A 16,577-nucleotide genomic window follows, 5' to 3' on the forward strand; every position below is an offset into this window, starting at 1 on the left:
TGTCGGATTGGGGTGTAGCTACTGCAGGAGAACCCACGCCGCGGCGACCACGGCGGCACCGAGGCCGGTGGAGGCAACGGCGTGGAGGCGCAGGCGGTCGAGCAGGGCGTGGTCGTGGTCGTGGGCGGAGCGCGTGACCGCGTCGTGGACGTCGCTGCCGGTCTCGCAGTGCGGCAGGAAGTCCATCGCGACGTGCAGGAAGATGCCCGCGGCGAACCCGAAGACGACCGCCCGGAAGACCGGGGCAGTGGGGAACGAAACGACGGTGACGGCGAGCGCGGCGATGCCGACGCCGGCGGCGGGCAACAGCAGCATCGCCGGGGAGCGGTCGGTGCGGGCGAGGCGGCGGGCGGCGGCGTAGCCGGCGGGGCCTTTGTGCGAGACGATGGCGAGACCGAGGAGGGGGCCGAGGCCGGGCATGGCGGTGTAGACGACGCCGATGATGGAGCCGGCGGCCAGCGAGTGCGCGGAGAGTTCGGCGGTGGTGCGGTCCAGCGGGAGGTCGAGGTGCGAGAGCCGGTGGCCGATGGTGTGCGCGCCGAACCCGGTGAGGATGCCAGCCGCGACGCCGAACCCGCCCGGTTTGGCGGCGTAGCCGATGGCCTGCGGGAGGAGGAACGCGGCAGCGCTGGCGATCATTGCGCCGCTGGCGAGGCCGTACCCCCAGACGAGCCCACGGGGGTGGTCGGCGGTGGTGTGGCCGCCGAGCGCGGCGGCGCCGGCCATCGCGGTGAACGCCACCCAGGAGATGCCCACCAGTTTGGGGGCGTCTCCGGTGCGAGAGACGTACGCTGAGAGGGCGAGGAAGGCGATGGCGCTGGCTGCGCCGAGCCGGATCGTGCGGGCGCGTGCGCTCGACGTGGAGTGTGAAACCGACATTCGATTATTAAATCTGTACCCAGTATTAACAACCTGTCGGTTGGCGACAGCGCCAAGCTGCCGGCGCACGAACCCGCTGGTATGGACGTGCTATCCATGCGGTGGGCCGACGTCTTGGTGGCGAGCTGGCCGGTCGACCCCGAGGTCGTCGCCGACCGACTCCCCGACGGGGTCGACGTCGACACCCACGACGGCGACGCGTACCTCTCGGTGGTCCCGTTCGTGATGGAGAACATCCGTCCTCGCGGTCTCCCGTCGGGTGTCGGCCGCACCTTCGGGGAGCTGAACCTCCGCACGTACGTCACGGTGGACGGCCGCCCCGGCATCTACTTCTTCAACCTGGACGCCACCGACGCCCTGGGGGTCCGGGTCGCCCGCCGGCTGTTCGGGCTGCCGTACTACACCGCGGACATGCGGATCGAACGCCGCGCGGGCGGCGCGCTCGCGGTTCGCAGCACCCGCACGCACGCCGGCCAGCCGTCGCTTGCCTTCGACGCGACGTACGAGCAAGCGGGCGCGTGCTCGCGCGCCACCCCCGGATCGCTGACCGCGTTCCTCCTGGAGCGGTATCGGTTTTTCGTCGCCAGCGAGGACGGCACCGTCTACCAGGGAGCGGTCGACCACGACCCCTGGCAGCTCGCCGACGCCACCCTGGACGTCCGCCGGAACGACCTCTTCACCGCCAACGGGTTCGAGCAGCCCGCCGGCAGCCCCCACATCGCCTACAGTCCTGGCGTCGATGTCACCGCTGGCCTGCCCACGGTGGTCTGATCACCGGGTCGCCTGCTTCCAGTCTTTCAGCCCGACCACGCCGCCGTCGAGGGTGTCGGGGACCGACGCCGCCCACGTGAACAACCCCCCGACGTCGGCCGGATCGCGGCCCCCCATCCCGTGGAGTTCGGTGTCGACCGCGCCGGGATCGACGCAGCCGACAGCCGGCTCGCAGTCGACCGCGAACTGCCTCGCAACCCCCTCCGCGGCGGCTTTCGACACGGCGTACGCGCCGAAGCCGGGTTTCGGGTCGGTGGCGACGCTGCCGGTTGGGACGAGCACGCGGCCGTCGCTGTCCATGTGCGGGAGCGCCTCGCGCACGGTCGCGAACACCCCGCGCACGTTCGTCCGGATGGTGTCGTCGAACGTGCTGTAGCCCGTTTCCCCGAGCGGCGTGTGTCCGGCGTCGCCGTGGTAGACGGCGGCGCACGGAACGACCACGTCGATGCCGGAGGAATCACCCGCCCGGGAGGCCGTCTCCATCAGTCGCTCGGCGTCGAACTCGTCGCGCGCGTCGGCCCGCAGCCACTCCGCGCCGATCTCCGCGGCGAGCGTTTCGATGGCGTCCCGGTTCCGGCCGCCGAGCACGACGGTGGCGCCGTCGTCGGCGAACGCGTGGGCTGCTTCGCTTCCGATACCGCCGGCCGCCCCAGTCACGACGACTGTCTCGCTCATACGCCACCGTGGAGCGCCGCCAGCGTAAAAGCGCCGGTGCCACAGCGGTGGGTCTGTCCCGGGTTCGCATACGGGCCGCAGGTAGCAATCCGTTTAGGCGAGAACCCCCTGCCGGTGATCAATGAGCTATCGCGTCGGCCTGGTGGGCAAGCCCTCGGTGGGCAAGTCCACGTTTTTCAACGCAGCGACGAACAACGACGTGCCGGAGGGCGCGTACCCGTTCACCACCATCGACCCCGCGGTCGGCGAAGCGTACGTTCGTGTAGAGTGTGCCGCTCCCGAGTTCGGTGAGGAGTGCACGCCGGCAACGGGGTTCTGCGAGGACGGCACGCGGTTCGTCCCGACGAAGCTCGTGGACGTCGCGGGCCTCATCCCGGGCGCTCACGAGGGCGCGGGTCTCGGCAACCAGTTCCTCACGGACCTCAACGAGGCGGACGTGCTCATCCACGTGGTCGATTTCTCCGGCACGACGGACATCGAGGGCGAGGCGACCGAGGGCCACGACCCCCGCGAGGACATCGACTTCCTCGAAACGGAGCTCGATCAGTGGTACCTCGACGTCCTAGAGAAGGGCATCGAGCGCTACGAGGGCCAGCACATGGCGGACGCCACCCTCGAAGTCGAGTTGGCCGAGCAGATGAGCGCGTTCCGCACGAGCCCCGAGGAGGTCAAGCAGGTGCTGTTGGCCCTGGATCTGGCGTTCGACCCGGACACCTGGGACGACGCCGACCGCCTCGAACTCGCCCGCGAGATGCGCACCCGCACCAAGCCCATGGTGGTCGCGGCGAACAAGATGGACACCCCGGAAGCCCAAGCCAACTGGGCGGCGATCACCGACGACGACGAGTACGACCACTTGGAGTTCGTGCCCGTGAGCGCGCACGCCGAGCAGGCGCTCACGCAGGCCGACCAGGGCGGCGTGGTCGACTACCGGTCGGGCGACGACGCGTTCACGATCGTCGGCGAGCCAAGCGACGACCAGCGCGCTGGCCTGGAGTCGATCCGGGAGTTCGTCACCGAGTACGGCGGCACCGGCGTGCAGTCCGCGATCGAGGCGGCGCTGTTCGACGCGCTCGGCGTCAAGCCCGTCTTCCCCGGGTCGGCGAACGGCCTGGGCACCGCCGACGGGCGCGTGCTGCCCGACGTGTTCTTGCTTGAACCCGACGCGACCGCCGAGGACTTCGCGTACGCCGTTCACTCCGATGTCGGTGACGGCTTCCTGCACGCCGTTGACTGCCGGGCGAACCGCCAGATCGCCGCCGACCAGGACCTCGACTCGCGGGCGGTCATCGAGATCATCTCGACGAACTGACCGACGCCGGCGGCTACTGCGGGTCGACGGCGCGCTCGGAGTCGCCGACGGCGTACTCGTGGGCTGCGTCGAGCAGCGACCGGATGCGATCGTGGTCGGGGTCCGCCGACGCCATCTGGGAGATGGCGTCCTCGATGTGGGTGGCCGCGCCGGCGAGTCGGTGGCGGCGCTCGTAGGCCGTGGTGACGTCCGCAACCACGGTCAACACGGTGTCGGCGTCCGTGTCCGGGTCGTCGAACGGGAGCTTGTAGACTTCCTCGACGCGATCGTCGCCGATGACGCGGTCGTCGACGTGCTGTTCGGGGATGTGCAGCGCCTCGTCGTCGGCGATGACCTGTTCGTCCTCGCGGTGGAAGCGTTCCACGAGGTCCGGTGGGAGGAACTCGTCCTCGCGGTGCCCTTCGACGGCGTCGGGGTCCAGCCCGTAGTTCGACGCCCCCGAGTCGTTGACGAGGAGGTACTCGCCGTCGAGTGTCTTTTCGAGGACGCACTGTGGCAGCGAGTCGATCACCCGCCGGAGCCGGCGCTCGGTGTGTGACATCGACTCGCGGTCGCGTCGCCGCTCGACGGCGGTCCGAACGCGGTTCGCGAGCACCCGGGCTGTGTCCCCGTCCGGCCGGGCACGCACGTGGGCCGTCGCCCCGGCGTCGATGGCCGATCCGGCAGCAACACTGCCGTCGGGGTCGTCGACCACCACCACGGGAACGTCGGCGTCCGCGAGCCGCGCCACCACGGAGACGATGTCAACGCCGTGGAGACCGGTTTCGGCGACGACACAGCCGGCGTCGTCGGAGACCGACATCGGGTCGGTCGTGGGTGTGACGGCGATCGGGACGTCGCCGGCAACGCGTTCGAGGCGGGCCGCGGTGCGCTCGCCGGCCCCGCCGCCGCTGCCGAGGACGTACGTCACGTTGATCGCGTCCGTCACAGCCTGTCGTTCGTCCAACTCGTCTGTGCGGGAATCCATGTCTCGGGCCACACCGACGAGCCACAAATACGTTGGCCCCGACGCCGCGGTACTCAGTCCTCGGTGACCGGGACGGTCAACACGGGTGTTTCGGTCGACTCGACGACATCCCGGGAGACGCTGCCGAGCATGGACTGCTCGAAGTCGCCGCGCCGCGTCCCCATCACGACGAGGTCCGCGCCGTCCTCGGCGAGTACCGCGAGGATTTCATCCGCGGGGTCGCCGTCGCGGACGTACGTTTCGGTGTCAACCCCCGCCTCCGAGAGGCGGTCGGCGGCGTGTTCGACGGCGCGCTCGCCCTGCGTGCGGAGCTGCGCCGTGGCTTCGTCCTGCATGCCGTCGTCGAGCGTGAGGAACGCCCGATCGTCGAGGACGTACAGCACGTCAACGGTGGCGTCCCGGCGGCCGGCCACGTCGGCGGCGTGCTCAACAACGCGGTCCATCGAGTCACTGTCGTCCACCGGGAGCAGGATCCGGTCGTACATGGCTGGCGCTACGGGGACACGCGGTAAAACCGCCGCGGAATCAGCGTGTGGCCGCGGCCCGGATCACGCGTCCCCGTCCAGGGCCGCTTCGAAGACGCGCTGGGCGCGCTCGTAGGCGTGATCGCGGTCGACGATCGGGTGGTGGTAGTCGGGCGCGAGGCGTTCGCGCTGGGAGTGGCGCAGCGTCGGCCAGTCCACGATGGTCTCGGGGTCGACGCCGCGCAGCTCGGGGACGTACTCGGTGACGAACGCCGCATCGGAATCGTATTTCGCCATCTGGCTGACCGGATCGAAGATGCGGACGGCGACCGTGTCCGTGCCGGTGGAGGCGGTCCACTGCCAGTTCGCGGCGTTGTTCGCGGGGTCGTAATCCACCAGCCGGTCGGCGAAGTGGCGCTCGCCGCGCCGCCAGTCCACCAGGAGGTGTTTCGTGAGGAAGCTGGCGACCACCTGCCGGGGGCGGTTGTGGACGTACCCCTCCGCGCGGAGCTGGCGCATGCCGGCGTCCACCAGCGGGTAGCCGGTCTCCCCCCGGGTCCACGCCTCGAAGTGGTCGTCGCTGTTCTGCCACGCGATCGGGGCGTCGAAGCTGACGTAGTTTTCCGTCTGGAGGCGGGGGGTGTGGTACAGCAGGTGGTAGTTCTGCTCGCGCCAGGACAGCTCGTAGCGGTATTTCCCGATGTTCCGCGCCGCATTCCCGGTGGCGTCGTCGTAGGCGTCGGCGACGGCCGCCCACACCTCCCGGACGCCGATGTTGCCGGCGGCGAGATACGGCGACAGCCGGGAGACAGCGCTGGCGGGGGCGTCGACCGCCGCCGCGAGGTCGTCCCGGGTGTCGTTGTACGACGCGATGCCGTCGTCGAGGAACGCCGCGAGGCGGTCGGTGGCGGCCGCGTGCCCCGCATCCGGGAGCGGCGGCTCGGGGGCCGGGACCGAGAGCGTGTGGTCGTCGTGGACGTCGGCCAGCGCGTCGGCGTCCGGCGCGGGCACCGGGTCGGGTTTCGGTGCCTGCTGCCAGTCGTCGTAGAACTGGCTGTGAGAGGGGTAGGCGTCGTCGAGGGTCGCGGGGTCGACGAGCGTGTGGTCGACGTGGCCCGCGGTGTCGACGCCTGCGGCGGCGAGCGCGTCCGCGACCCGCGTGCGGCGGTTCCGCCGTGCGGCGTCGTAGTGGGCGGCGTGGAACACGGTGTCGGCGTCGAACTCGTCGGCCAGCGCCGGCAGCACGGATTCGGCGTCGCCCTCACGGACGAGGAGGTCGCTGCCGCGCTCGCGGTACGCCGCCCGCAGTGCGCGCACGCCGGCGGCGAGGAACGCGCGCTTGGGGCGGCCCACCTGGGAGAGCACGGTGTCGTCGAAGACGTAGACGGGCACGACGGTGTCGCCGTCGGTGGCGGCGTGGAGGCCGCGGTTGTCGGGAACGCGGAGGTCGCGTTGGTGCCAGTACAGGTGCATGGTCAGTCGGCCGTGGTCGGCGTGTCGAAGTTGAACTCCCCGGGGACGGCCAGCGGGTCGGTCGAGCCCGACGCCGCGGGATCGTCGTCGATAACGGCTTTGGTGACGTGCTCGCCGCTGATGAGACACATGGGCATGCCGATCCCGGGGTTCGTGTACGCGCCGACGTAGTAGTGGCCGTCGGGGCCGTCGCGCTTTCCCGGGCGCAACGGCCCGGTTTGGAACAGCGTGTGCGCCAGGCCAAGCGCCGTCCCGCCGGGGTCGCCGAACTGCTCGCTGAACTCCGAGACGCAGGCGGACTCCTCGACGACGATGCGGTCCCGGAGGTCGACGCCGGTCTGGGCCGCCAGCGTCCCCAGCAGGCGGTCGCGGTACTGCGCCCGGATCTCGGGGGTGTCGTCGAGGCCGGGCGCGATCGGGAGCAGGATGACCACCGCTTCGTGGCCGTCGGGCGCGACGGTGTCGTCGGTCTTCGACGCCACCGAGAGGTAGAACGCCGGATCATCGGGCCACCCCGGGTCGTCGAAGAGCTGGGCGAAGTGGCCGTCCCAGTCCGGGGGCAACACCAGCGAGTGGTGCGCGAGTGGCTCCACGTCGCCCTCGACGCCGAGGTAGAACATGAGCGCCGACGGCGCGTACGTCTGGTCGTCCCAGTAGTCGGGGGCGTGGTCGCGGCCGCCGGTGTCGAGGAGTTCGCGCTCGGCGTACGCGGGGTTGGCGTTGTTCACCACGAGGTCCGTGGTTCGTGTGCCGTCGTCGGTGGCGAGCGTGAACTCGCCGCGGCGGCCGCTGATGGCGTTGACGCCGACTCCGGTTTCGATCGTTGCGCCCTGCTCGACGGCAAGCTCGGCGAGCGCGTCGACGACCCCGGCGATGCCGCCCTCGGGGTAGAAGACGTTGCCGTTGAGGTCGACGTGGCTCATGATGGAGTACAGTGCGGGCGTGTTGTGCGGTGCACCACCCAGGAACACCAGCGTGTATTCGAGGAGCTGGCGGAGCTTGGGGTGGTCGAAGAACCGCGAGACGTAGTCGTCCATGTTCCCGAACAGCCGCAGCCGGGACGCCAGCGGGAGCATGTCGGTGCTCGCGTAATCCCGGAACGCCGTCCGGTCGGGGTAGACGACGCGGTTCATCGCGAGATCGTAGTTGGTGGCGGCGCGGTCGAGGTACGTCGCGAGCGCGTCGCCGGCGCCCTCTTCGTAGGACTCGAACAGCTCGTGGGCGTTGCGCCGGTTGGGTTCGATCGTCGCGCTGTCGCCGTCCGTCCAGAACACCCGGTACTGGGGGTCGAGGCGGGTGAGCTCGTAGAAGTCGTGTGGGTCGTGGTCGAAGTGGTCGAAGAACCGCTCGAAGACGTCGGGCATCAGATACCAGGACGGCCCGGTGTCGAACCGGAACCCGTCGCGTTCGAGGACGCCGGCGCGGCCGCCGACGGTGTCGTGTTGTTCGAGTAGTGTGACGCTGGCACCGGCGCGGGCGAGGTAGGCCGCCGCGGCGAGCCCGCCGAAGCCGCCGCCCACGACAGTCACGTCACGCTCACCGGGTAGGCTCCCCTGCATGGAGTGGTGTTGGATCGCCGGCAACAAAAAGCCGGGTTGTGACTGATGGGGCATCGCGGGGGACCGCGCCCTTTTACTGTGGCGGGCGCGTAGGCAGCGTGTGAGCGATGAGTCAGGGCGGCGGAACCTCCGAATGCCCAACGACGACGAAGTGTTTGCGGTCGTCAAGCGACACGACGGCGGGAACCACGTGACGCTGCAGTGCGAGGACGGCAAAGAGCGGATGGGACGCATTCCCGGCCGCATGAAATACCGGACGTGGATCAACGAGGGCGACGTCGTGCTCGCCGAGCCGTGGGACTGGCAGGACGAGAAGGCGAACGTCGAGTGGCGGTACTCCGACCAGGACGCCGATCAGCTCCGCGAAGAAGGCCACATCGAATAACCGCGCCCACAGCAGGCCGCGCCGCGACCGCTTCTCGCCCCGCATAGCTGTGCTTCTCGTCGCGCGATCGGAGAGTCCGCGCTGCGTGCCAGTCGATGCCACCTGATCCCGTGCACGCGTCCGGACGCAAAATCTTTCACTGGAACGTGTGTGAGAGAGTACCGTTCGGGTAACATTCCTACGTTCTCGGGAAGTAAGTGTGTGCAATGGCAGCAATTGGGGCGTTCGGTGTTCTGGAAGTCGTGGGATTGATCGTGGCCGTGCTGGGGTTGTTCCCGGTGGTGAGCCAGTACAAGGAGAGCACGAAGCTGTTCACGGTCGGCTACCTCCTGCTCGTGGTCGGGATGGTGGCGACCAACCTCGAAGCCGTGGTTCTGCCGGTCGTGTTGAACGCCACTGAGCACGTCGTCGGCATCGGGCTCGCGGGCGTGACGTTCCTGTTCGCGGCCTACCAGCGCCGGCAAGGGATGACGGCAACGGAGGACACGGCATGAGTGGTGCTGCCGTCTTCGTTGACGCGGTCGTTGCGCCCCTCGGCGACGCGGTCGGCGCGATCGGGTTCGGTGCCGCGGCCGCGCTCGGCTACCGGAACTACCGGGACACGGACGCCGAAGCGGCGTTCTGGATGGCGTTCACGTTCGCCTCACTGCTCGGCGTGACGTGGACGGTGTCGCTCATGCTGGAGAAAGCCGGTGTCGCCACGCAGATCTTCAACCTCGCGACGGGGCCGCTGATGGCGACGACAGTGGCGGTGTTCGCGATCGGCGGGACTGCGACGCTGGCCATCGTCGAGGACATGGAGGCGCTGGTCGAGGAGCGCGCCCAGCGCCGCCAGGAGGCCGAGGAAGAGCGCGCCGAGGCGGAGCGCGCCCGCGAGAAAGCCGAACAGAAACAGGCCGAAGCCGAGCGGCAAACGGCCGAGGCCGAATCGGCCAAACAGGACGCACGGGAACGCAGCGCGGAGATCGAGCAGTTGGCGGCGGACCTCGAATCCCAGGCGACCGAAGTCGGAGCGACGCTGGAAGCGGCGTCGGACGGGGATCTGACCGCCAGGGTGGATGCCACGACCGACAACGCGGAGATCGCCGAAGTGGCAACCGTCGTCAACGACATGCTGACGACGATGGAGCGCACGATCGACGAGATCCAGGGGTTCTCGACGAACGTCACGACGGCCAGCCGGGAAGCCACCGCCGGCGCGAAGGAGATCCAGGACGCCAGCCAGACGGTCAGCGAGTCCGTCCAGGAGATCGCCGCCGGCACCGACGACCAACGCGAGCAACTGGAGTCGGTCGCCGAGGAGATGGATTCATACTCCGCGACCGTCGAGGAGGTGGCGGCGACCGCACAGAGCGTCGCGGACACCGCAGCCGACACCACGGACGTCGCGACGGCGGGCAAACAGACCGCCGAGGACGCCATCGACGCGATCGACGCCGTCCAGGAGACCATGCAGACGACGGTCGCCAACGTCGACGCGCTCGAAGATCTCACGACCGAGATCGACGACATCGCGGAGCTCATCAGCGACATCGCCGAGCAGACGAACATGCTGGCGTTGAACGCCAACATCGAAGCCGCTCGTGCGGGATCGGGCGGCGGTAGCAACGGGGACGGCTTCGCCGTGGTCGCCGACGAGGTCAAAGAGCTGGCCACCGAGAGCCAGCGCTCGGCCAAGGACATCGCGGAGCTCATCGAGGAAGTGCAGTCACAGACGGCCACGACGGTCGAGGAGATCCGGGTCGCCGAGCAGCGCGTCAACGACGGGGCGGCGGCCGTCGAGGAGACCGTCGACGCGTTCGGGGCGGTGACCGAGAACATCCAGGAGACGACCGACGGCGTCCAGGAGATCAGTCAGGCGATGGACGAGCAGGCCCAGCGCTCCGAGCGCGTCGTTTCCAGCGTCGACGACATCGCCACGATCAGCCAGGCAACAGCCGATCGCGCCGAGAACGTGTCCGCAGCCTCCGAAGAACAGACCGCATCGATCACCGAGGTGACCAGTAGCCTGCAGTCACTGGCCGCGCAGGCGGACACCCTCGAAGACCGGTTGAACGAGTTCCGGACCGAGGCCACCGGCACGGCACACGGCGAAGCAACCGACGCGCCCGCCGGACAGTCGGACTGACCGGCTGCGGTCTGGTCAGTCGGTCTGCGTGGGCGTGACGTCCCGGTCGGCATCGACCTCGAACTCCGACAGCAGCGCTTTGAGCTGTTCGGCCTGGCCGCTGAGCGACTCGACGCTGTCGCTGATCTCGGACATCGACGCGGCCTGCTCCTCTGCGGCGGCGGAGACGCTCTGTGCCTCCCCAGCAGTGGAGTCACTGAGATCCGCGACCTCCTCGGTCATCGACACCGCCTCCTCGGTGCTGGCGGCCTGATCGTCGGTGGTGTCGCTGATCTCCTGGACGCCCGTGTCGGTCTCGTCGGCGTGGTCGGACACTGCGGTGAACGCGTCCACGACCTCCTCGACCGCGTCGATCCCCGCGTCCATGGACTCCTCGGCGGCCCTGGCTTCGGCGACAGTGGCGGTCGTCTGGGACTGCACCTCGGTGATGCGGCGCTCGATGTCGCCGGCTGACTCCTGGGTTTCCTCGGCGAGGTCCTTGACCTCGTCAGCAACGACCGCGAAGCCGTCGCCGCTCTTGTCGGCGCGGGCGGCCTCGATGTTGGCGTTCAACGCCAGCATGTTCGTCTGCTCGGCGATGTCCGAGATCAAGTCCACGATCTCGCTGATCTCCGCCATCTGGTCGTCGAGGGCCTCGACGTTCTGCACGGTCGCGTCGATTGCCTCCTGCACCGTCAGCGAGCGCTCGATGGCGTCCTCGGCGGTCTGCTCGCCGTCGCGCGCGATCTCGGCGGTCTGGTGGGAGTGCTCGGCGACCGAATCGGCGGACGCCGCCACCTCCTCGATGGCCGCCGACAGGTCGGTCATCTCCCCGGACACCGTGTCCAGCATGTTGCGCTGCTCGTCGGCCGCGCCGGCGATCTCCTGGACGGATTCGCTGACCTGGCCGCTGGCGCGCTCGGCGTCGGCGGCTCCGACTTCGGCCTCCTCGCTGGCGGTGGCGACCGCGTCGGCGAACTCCTGGATGTCGATGATGGTGTGCTCCCACTGCGCGAGCATCTCGTTGAACGACGCCGCGATCGCCGCCATCGCCTCGTTGTCCGTGTCGTCGGCGGGCATGCGGCGGGTGAGGTCGCCGTCGGCGCACGCCGCCATCACGTCGCTGTACCGCTCGGCCTGCGCTTCGAGTTCGGCCGCCAACGCTTCCGCGTCGGCTTTCGCGTCCTCGGCGCGCTCCCGGGCGTCCTCGGCGCGCTCGCGCTCCGCTTCCGCGTCCTGCTGGGCCTCCGTGGCCTGTTCGCGGGCGGCCTCGGCCTCGTCGATCTGGGTGACCAACGCGTCGCGCATGCTCCCGATGGACGCGAACAGTTGCCCGATCTCGTCCCGGCGAGAGCTCGCCACGTCAACGTCGTAGTTCCCGGCCTCGATCTCCGCTGCGGCCGCCGAGAGGGACTGCACCGCGGCCGCGGTGTTGCGCCCGATGGTGCCACCGACCAGGACCACGCCCACGAGCGCGACCAGAATGAACCCGAGGATCCCGGTGCGGATCTGGTTGCTCAACGCGAACGCGCTCTCGGAGGGCGCGTGCTTGACGACCACCCAGTTCTTCCCGGGCACGGTCGTGTACGCGGCGACGTACTCACGGTCGAGCACGCTGTCTTTCGTCGGGGTGTTCGTGAACTGTCCCTGCTCGGTGGCCGAGTCGAGCGCCGGGATCTCGGACTGCGACCGGTCCGGGATGTAGGGCTGCCCGACGGCGTCAGTTCCGGCGTCCGAGAACAACACCGCCGTCGCGTCCGAGGTCGGACGCACGACCTGCGTGAACGTGCCGTCGATGCCGGCACCGAACTGGTCGCTGAGATCCCCCGCGGTGTACTCCACGACGAGAACGTGTGTCAGGTCCGCTGCGACGCTCATCGAGCTGACGACCCGCTGGCCGCCGGCGGTCCGGTAGGGGTTCGTGGACACCACGGTGTCGCGGCCGATGGATCGCGTGCGGTCCACCCACGGGTGGGTGTCCGCCGATACGCGCGTGCCACGGGCGTCCTCGTCGGTGCTTGCAACGATGCGCGCGTCGCTCGCCCCGCCGACGGTGGGGTCAGCGACGTGGACGTCGGCGATCCGATCGGCGTCCAGTTCGGCCGCCACGAGCTGTGTCACGTACGCCTGTTTGTCGGCGGCCGTGGTGTTGAACCCGAGCCGCGGGTTGTTCGACGCGATGAGCACGGACTGCTCGTTGCGTTCCAGCCAGTCGCCGATCTCGGTCGCATCGGAGACGGCCTCCTGTTCGAGTTGTTGTTCGGTGTTCGCCTCCAGCGTCGCGGTGGCGTCGGCTTGCACCCAGAATCCGCCGGCCGCGATGATCACGAGGATCACCAGCAACGCGACCGCGAACTTCACCAGGTACGACCGCAGCGGCAGCAAGGCGATGGCTTTCACGCGATCCAGCGGGGCCGTGTCTGTGGACGACGGCGAGTTGTCGCCGGCGTCGGCCGTGGGTTCGGACATGGGGTCAGATGAAGTCGTTGTTCTGCAAGTGGTCGGCGGCCGCCTGCTGGTTCCCGCTCGCAGCGGCGCGACTGTTCAACGCCTGCATCGTCTCCGCGTCGGGGATCGCGTCGGGCATCGTGTTCAGCGCCGCCACCACCGCGTCGGTGGCAACGTCCTCGTGAACGACGCCGACGGGATGGAAGAACGGCCAGAAGTTCCGGTCGTCGTCGAGCACACGAACGCTGTCGACGTCGGTGAGCCAGGCGCTGGTGCTGTACCCGACCCCCAGATCGGCGTACCCTTCGTCGACCGCAGTGCCGGCGGCCTGTGCGGACGCGGTCTCCAGGAACTCGCGCTCGGACGCCCACGCGGTCACGCGCTCGGGGTCGAACTCGTAGTAGTCGAGCAGCGCGTCCAGGCCGTCACTCCGGGAGCGGAACCCGTCGCCGAACGCGGGCCTGATGTCGTAGTTTCGGCTGTTGACGTGCGCCGCGAGGTCGCTGATCGACTGGATGCCCGTACCTTCGACGGCGCGCTCGGCGACGAACACCGCCCACGTGTTCTGCCAGTCCGCGCGATCCAGGATGCGGATCGGGTGTTCGGATTCCATCTCCGATTTCAGCGCGTCGTACTGGGCGTCCGGCGTGTCGAAGTCGGCGCTGTCGTGTTTCGGCGGGTGCGACGACCACAGCGACCCCATGTAGTCGTAGTAGGCGTGGACGTTCCCGGTCCGGTACGCCTCGGAGATGGCTGCGTTCCCCCCGAAGCCGGTTTCGTCGACGAGGGTCGCGTTCGTGGTGTTTGCCAGGAGCTCGTAGGCGACGTATCCGAGCGTCACCTGCTCGCCGTACCCCTTCGAGCCGACAACGATCGACGACGAGCCACTGTCGCCGCCGCCGGTGGATGTGGTGTCACCACCCCCGGTGATCGTGGTACAGCCAGCGACTGCGGTCGTCCCCCCTGCCGCCAGCATCCCGAGCAGCTGCCGCCGGCTGCTGGTGCTGGCGTGTTCTGGTGTGTCCATCATGTCCGGCTCTAGCCGGACTGTGTCAAAAGTCCGTTGGCGATAGTATCAACGGTGATACTCCCATGTGACACAACAATTAGACCTCACAATGATCCGAGAAAGAATGACAGGCATGGACAGCCAGCGGATTGGATGCTTGACGCCGAGTCACATCTAGTGTCAGTCAGAGATCCCACGCCAGTGGCAAGCGATAGCGCGGGGACGGGCCGAAAGCTTCCTGACGTGCGGATCCACCACACACTCTCAGTCGGTTCTGCAGGACTGAACTCCCCTGCCTTGTGCTGGTTGCTGGAATACTAAAACTAATAGCCGGGTTGAACGGTGAAACGCACTGCAATAGCCATAATTCGATCATTGTGGACAAGTGAAGGGCAGTCCTTTTCATGCGACAGATGTCATCCCGTGACATTTGACGAACATCAGAGACCAAACCGGCGAACGGTACTGAACTCATTCGGCGTGGGTGCTGCAGGGATGGCAACGATTCCGGGATTTCGCACATGCACAGCAACAGGATGGCCTGGCAACGGAGATCCAAGCCGACACGAGAAAATATCAATTTCTGGTACCGCCACCGCGTCCAGCGAGGAAGATCGGGACGACTAGGTTCCCGACGGGAGTACGGATCGGTATCACGAGTTCCCGAAGATGGGTGGCTACAACGTGCGTCCGGGGAACGTGAAGTTCACACACGACGTACGGAAAGCACCTGATCGTCCACGTGGCGGAATCTCTGGGTCGGTTTGCTACAGTAGTAGAGCGTGTCATAGAAACCGTTCTCAGCGAAGGCAGCAGTTGCACTTGTGTTGGACACACTTCGCGCGCCCTGCTGCTTCGCACGTGCCGCTTTTCTATGACACGCTCCTGAAAAGGAAAACGAGGTCGTAAACTAGAACTACCGCCATACCAAGACCGACTGAGACGAATATTGTCCTTACAAAAAATGGGAGTGATATAAAAGTCTGGAACTGTGTCACGGCAATGATTGCAAGCCAACCGAGTATTTGGTACTCTGAAGGCGTTATTCCTCGTTTAGATCGTAATAAAATGACTACCGTCGGGGCGACGACGCTAAATCCAATTACGATCCCGTAGTTCATTGTTATCTCAATATCTGGAGTATATTGGTTCGGCGAAAAATCTATTCACTTACGAGAGTACGATAATCACTCACACTAGGGGACCGCAGTCGCTGTCATGCCTTCCGGATCGCTAATACCGGTGTCAGCGAATAGATACGCATAGCGGACAGTACAACCCACAGCATCCTTAGCGAAGTGGTTGATAGCCGCAGAGATCATACATCCCGCCGTAACTACCTGCAAACGTAATTGCGACCGGAGATGCAGCAGCGGCGACTGCCGACAAGCCCGCTCCGAGCGACTGCGAACAGGACGGAACGCAGAGAGAAAGGGTGGATCGAACGGTTCTGTGGACCTGGTTTGAGTCGATTGCCGGAGGATCATATCTCAGAATAGTTCGTCGGTTAGCCGGAGAAGAGTCGATCTCAAAGTTCGATCCGCAGGAAAGAACGTACCCAGGGACAGGCCACGCAGTTGACCCGAAGACAGCATGCGAATCTCAGAAGGTAGGATTCTAAAATACTGTTTATAACTCCGTTAGACAATAGTGCAAATCGCACGTAAGTTCCAACATTAGTTATGAGGCCTCGGCACTCATAGGGCTCGTCGTCCCACGGGAGCCACCCCGGGTCGGCCCGGTGGTGTCGTCATCGGCCAGTCGATAGCACGGCGGACAGCGGAAAGACGTTGCTGGTCTGGACCCGCTGGTCGTTAGTCGCCGTCCGGCGTTGGTTCCGCGGTGGCCGGCGCGGCGGCGTCGGCGGCGACCAGGCGGCTGACGGCGTCGGCACCGAGCACGGCGAACGCCACGAACGCGACCTTCGAGATGAAATCCAGGTAGACCACGACGATGGTGTACATCTCGGTTTGGAGGATGCCGATGCCGGCCGGGGACAGCAGCCAGACCACGGGGTACAGCGTCCAGAGGACGACCGTGATGTTGCGAAGCGTGACGAACAGCGAGCGCACGCGGGGGTCGTCGCCGAGCGCGCGCGGCAGCGTCCCCAGGAGGCCGTACAGGAGCGCGGCGTAGCCGGCAGCGCCGACGGCGAAAAACAGCCAGCGCTGCACGCCCGTGGTGAGCGCGGCGGCGATCCCGGCGGCGATGACGAACACGTCGGCGGCGAGCAGCCAGGCGGACGTGCGGTGGCCGGGGCGGGCGAGCATCGCGAGGTACAACACGATCAGTGGGGTTGTGACCAGCCAGTCGATGTACCGCGCGAGGTAGACGGTGCGGTCGCCGACGGTGGTTGCGGTGATGCCCAGCCCCATCGTGGTGTACGCGATGGCGGCCAGTCCGGTGATGCCGGCGAGTACGAGGTCATAGCGGCGATGCGATGGGTGTCGGATGCAGTCCCGGATCGGGAGGACGGTGCCAGCGAGCATGCCGACAGCGCCGACCCAAAACCATGTCGTGAGTGCCAT

The 16,577-nt window shown here is 67.5% G+C and carries 14 protein-coding genes; 5 read left to right on the forward strand and 9 right to left on the reverse strand.

The genetic code is table 11. From position 1 onward, the window contains the following. Positions 1-18 precede the first annotated feature (18 nt). Positions 19-879, reverse strand: a complete 861-nt coding sequence (locus APQ99_RS01105; RefSeq protein WP_010903273.1) for a ZIP family metal transporter — start codon at positions 877-879, stop codon at positions 19-21. Positions 880-960: 81 nt separating this feature from the next. Here APQ99_RS01105 and APQ99_RS01110 point away from each other — a divergent pair, with 81 nt between their 5' ends. Continuing rightward, positions 961-1,650, forward strand: a complete 690-nt coding sequence (locus APQ99_RS01110; RefSeq protein WP_010903274.1) for a YqjF family protein — start codon at positions 961-963, stop codon at positions 1,648-1,650. Here APQ99_RS01110 and APQ99_RS01115 read toward each other — a convergent pair whose 3' ends face one another. Beyond that, positions 1,651-2,325 (reverse strand): SDR family oxidoreductase, encoded by a 675-nt coding sequence (locus APQ99_RS01115; protein WP_010903275.1) that lies wholly within the window; start codon positions 2,323-2,325, stop codon positions 1,651-1,653. It abuts the gene before it with no gap. A gap of 121 nt (positions 2,326-2,446) precedes the next feature. On the opposite strand from APQ99_RS01115, the gene APQ99_RS01120 reads away from it, so the two are divergent. Then, on the forward strand, positions 2,447-3,637 hold the full coding sequence (locus tag APQ99_RS01120; RefSeq protein WP_136361508.1) for a redox-regulated ATPase YchF: 1,191 nt from the start codon (positions 2,447-2,449) through the stop codon (positions 3,635-3,637). Between the two features lie 13 nt (positions 3,638-3,650). Here APQ99_RS01120 and APQ99_RS01125 read toward each other — a convergent pair whose 3' ends face one another. From APQ99_RS01125 to APQ99_RS01140, 4 genes are all read right to left on the reverse strand, one after another. Beyond that, a complete protein-coding gene (locus APQ99_RS01125) occupies positions 3,651-4,604 on the reverse strand; it encodes a PAS domain-containing protein (protein WP_010903277.1) in 954 nt (317 codons plus the stop codon). A 53-nt stretch (positions 4,605-4,657) separates the two neighbouring features. Further along, the gene (locus APQ99_RS01130; protein ID WP_010903278.1) at positions 4,658-5,089 is read right to left on the reverse strand and encodes a universal stress protein; all 432 of its coding nucleotides are present in this window, start codon (positions 5,087-5,089) and stop codon (positions 4,658-4,660) included. Between the two features lie 63 nt (positions 5,090-5,152). Beyond that, positions 5,153-6,541: a cryptochrome/photolyase family protein gene (locus APQ99_RS01135; protein WP_010903279.1), complete on the reverse strand. Its 1,389-nt coding sequence runs from the start codon at positions 6,539-6,541 to the stop codon at positions 5,153-5,155. A gap of 2 nt (positions 6,542-6,543) precedes the next feature. Next, positions 6,544-8,100 carry a phytoene desaturase family protein gene (locus tag APQ99_RS01140; RefSeq protein ID WP_012289373.1) on the reverse strand — a complete coding sequence of 519 codons (1,557 nt, stop codon included), beginning with the start codon at positions 8,098-8,100 and terminating at the stop codon, positions 6,544-6,546. 100 nt (positions 8,101-8,200) lie between these two features. Between APQ99_RS01140 and APQ99_RS01145 the strand changes: the two genes are divergently transcribed. The 3 genes from APQ99_RS01145 to htr7 all read left to right on the forward strand — a co-directional run bounded on the left by APQ99_RS01145 (position 8,201) and on the right by htr7 (position 10,613). Next, positions 8,201-8,485 (forward strand): translation initiation factor eIF-1A, encoded by a 285-nt coding sequence (locus APQ99_RS01145; RefSeq protein ID WP_049892515.1) that lies wholly within the window; start codon positions 8,201-8,203, stop codon positions 8,483-8,485. 206 nt (positions 8,486-8,691) lie between these two features. Continuing rightward, positions 8,692-8,979 (forward strand): hypothetical protein, encoded by a 288-nt coding sequence (locus APQ99_RS01150; RefSeq protein WP_010903282.1) that lies wholly within the window; start codon positions 8,692-8,694, stop codon positions 8,977-8,979. Next, positions 8,976-10,613 (forward strand): chemotaxis signal transducer protein Htr7, encoded by a 1,638-nt coding sequence (gene htr7, locus APQ99_RS01155; protein ID WP_010903283.1) that lies wholly within the window; start codon positions 8,976-8,978, stop codon positions 10,611-10,613. Before APQ99_RS01150 ends, htr7 begins: the two co-directional genes overlap by 4 nt. Positions 10,614-10,628: 15 nt before the next feature. On the opposite strand, the gene cosT is transcribed toward htr7, so the two are convergent. The 3 genes from cosT to sop2 form a co-directional block, all read right to left on the reverse strand. After that, the gene (cosT, locus tag APQ99_RS01160) at positions 10,629-13,061 is read right to left on the reverse strand and encodes a chemotaxis signal transducer protein CosT (RefSeq protein WP_010903284.1); all 2,433 of its coding nucleotides are present in this window, start codon (positions 13,059-13,061) and stop codon (positions 10,629-10,631) included. 4 nt (positions 13,062-13,065) lie between these two features. Then, positions 13,066-14,070 carry a glycine betaine ABC transporter substrate-binding protein gene (locus APQ99_RS01165; RefSeq protein WP_010903285.1) on the reverse strand — a complete coding sequence of 335 codons (1,005 nt, stop codon included), beginning with the start codon at positions 14,068-14,070 and terminating at the stop codon, positions 13,066-13,068. A 1,793-nt stretch (positions 14,071-15,863) separates the two neighbouring features. Then, positions 15,864-16,577 carry a sensory rhodopsin II gene (sop2, locus tag APQ99_RS01170; protein ID WP_010903286.1) on the reverse strand — a complete coding sequence of 238 codons (714 nt, stop codon included), beginning with the start codon at positions 16,575-16,577 and terminating at the stop codon, positions 15,864-15,866.

It is taken from the genome of Halobacterium salinarum DSM 3754, from assembly GCF_008124605.1.
Lineage (GTDB): Archaea > Halobacteriota > Halobacteria > Halobacteriales > Halobacteriaceae > Halobacterium > Halobacterium salinarum.

Excerpts from the sequence above, each read along its gene's own strand:
- cosT (WP_010903284.1), bottom strand. The coding sequence starts at position 13,061 with ATGTCCGAACCCACGGCCGACGCCGGCGACAACTCGCCGTCGTCCACA.
- sop2 (WP_010903286.1), bottom strand. The coding sequence starts at position 16,577 with ATGGCACTCACGACATGGTTTTGGGTCGGCGCTGTCGGCATGCTCGCT.
- APQ99_RS01135 (WP_010903279.1), bottom strand. The coding sequence starts at position 6,541 with ATGCACCTGTACTGGCACCAACGCGACCTCCGCGTTCCCGACAACCGC.
- APQ99_RS01165 (WP_010903285.1), bottom strand. The coding sequence starts at position 14,070 with ATGATGGACACACCAGAACACGCCAGCACCAGCAGCCGGCGGCAGCTG.
- APQ99_RS01120 (WP_136361508.1), top strand. The coding sequence starts at position 2,447 with ATGAGCTATCGCGTCGGCCTGGTGGGCAAGCCCTCGGTGGGCAAGTCC.
- APQ99_RS01125 (WP_010903277.1), bottom strand. The coding sequence starts at position 4,604 with ATGGATTCCCGCACAGACGAGTTGGACGAACGACAGGCTGTGACGGAC.
- htr7 (WP_010903283.1), top strand. The coding sequence starts at position 8,976 with ATGAGTGGTGCTGCCGTCTTCGTTGACGCGGTCGTTGCGCCCCTCGGC.
- APQ99_RS01150 (WP_010903282.1), top strand. The coding sequence starts at position 8,692 with ATGGCAGCAATTGGGGCGTTCGGTGTTCTGGAAGTCGTGGGATTGATC.
- APQ99_RS01130 (WP_010903278.1), bottom strand. The coding sequence starts at position 5,089 with ATGTACGACCGGATCCTGCTCCCGGTGGACGACAGTGACTCGATGGAC.
- APQ99_RS01110 (WP_010903274.1), top strand. The coding sequence starts at position 961 with ATGGACGTGCTATCCATGCGGTGGGCCGACGTCTTGGTGGCGAGCTGG.
- APQ99_RS01105 (WP_010903273.1), bottom strand. The coding sequence starts at position 879 with ATGTCGGTTTCACACTCCACGTCGAGCGCACGCGCCCGCACGATCCGG.
- APQ99_RS01140 (WP_012289373.1), bottom strand. The coding sequence starts at position 8,100 with ATGCAGGGGAGCCTACCCGGTGAGCGTGACGTGACTGTCGTGGGCGGC.
- APQ99_RS01115 (WP_010903275.1), bottom strand. The coding sequence starts at position 2,325 with ATGAGCGAGACAGTCGTCGTGACTGGGGCGGCCGGCGGTATCGGAAGC.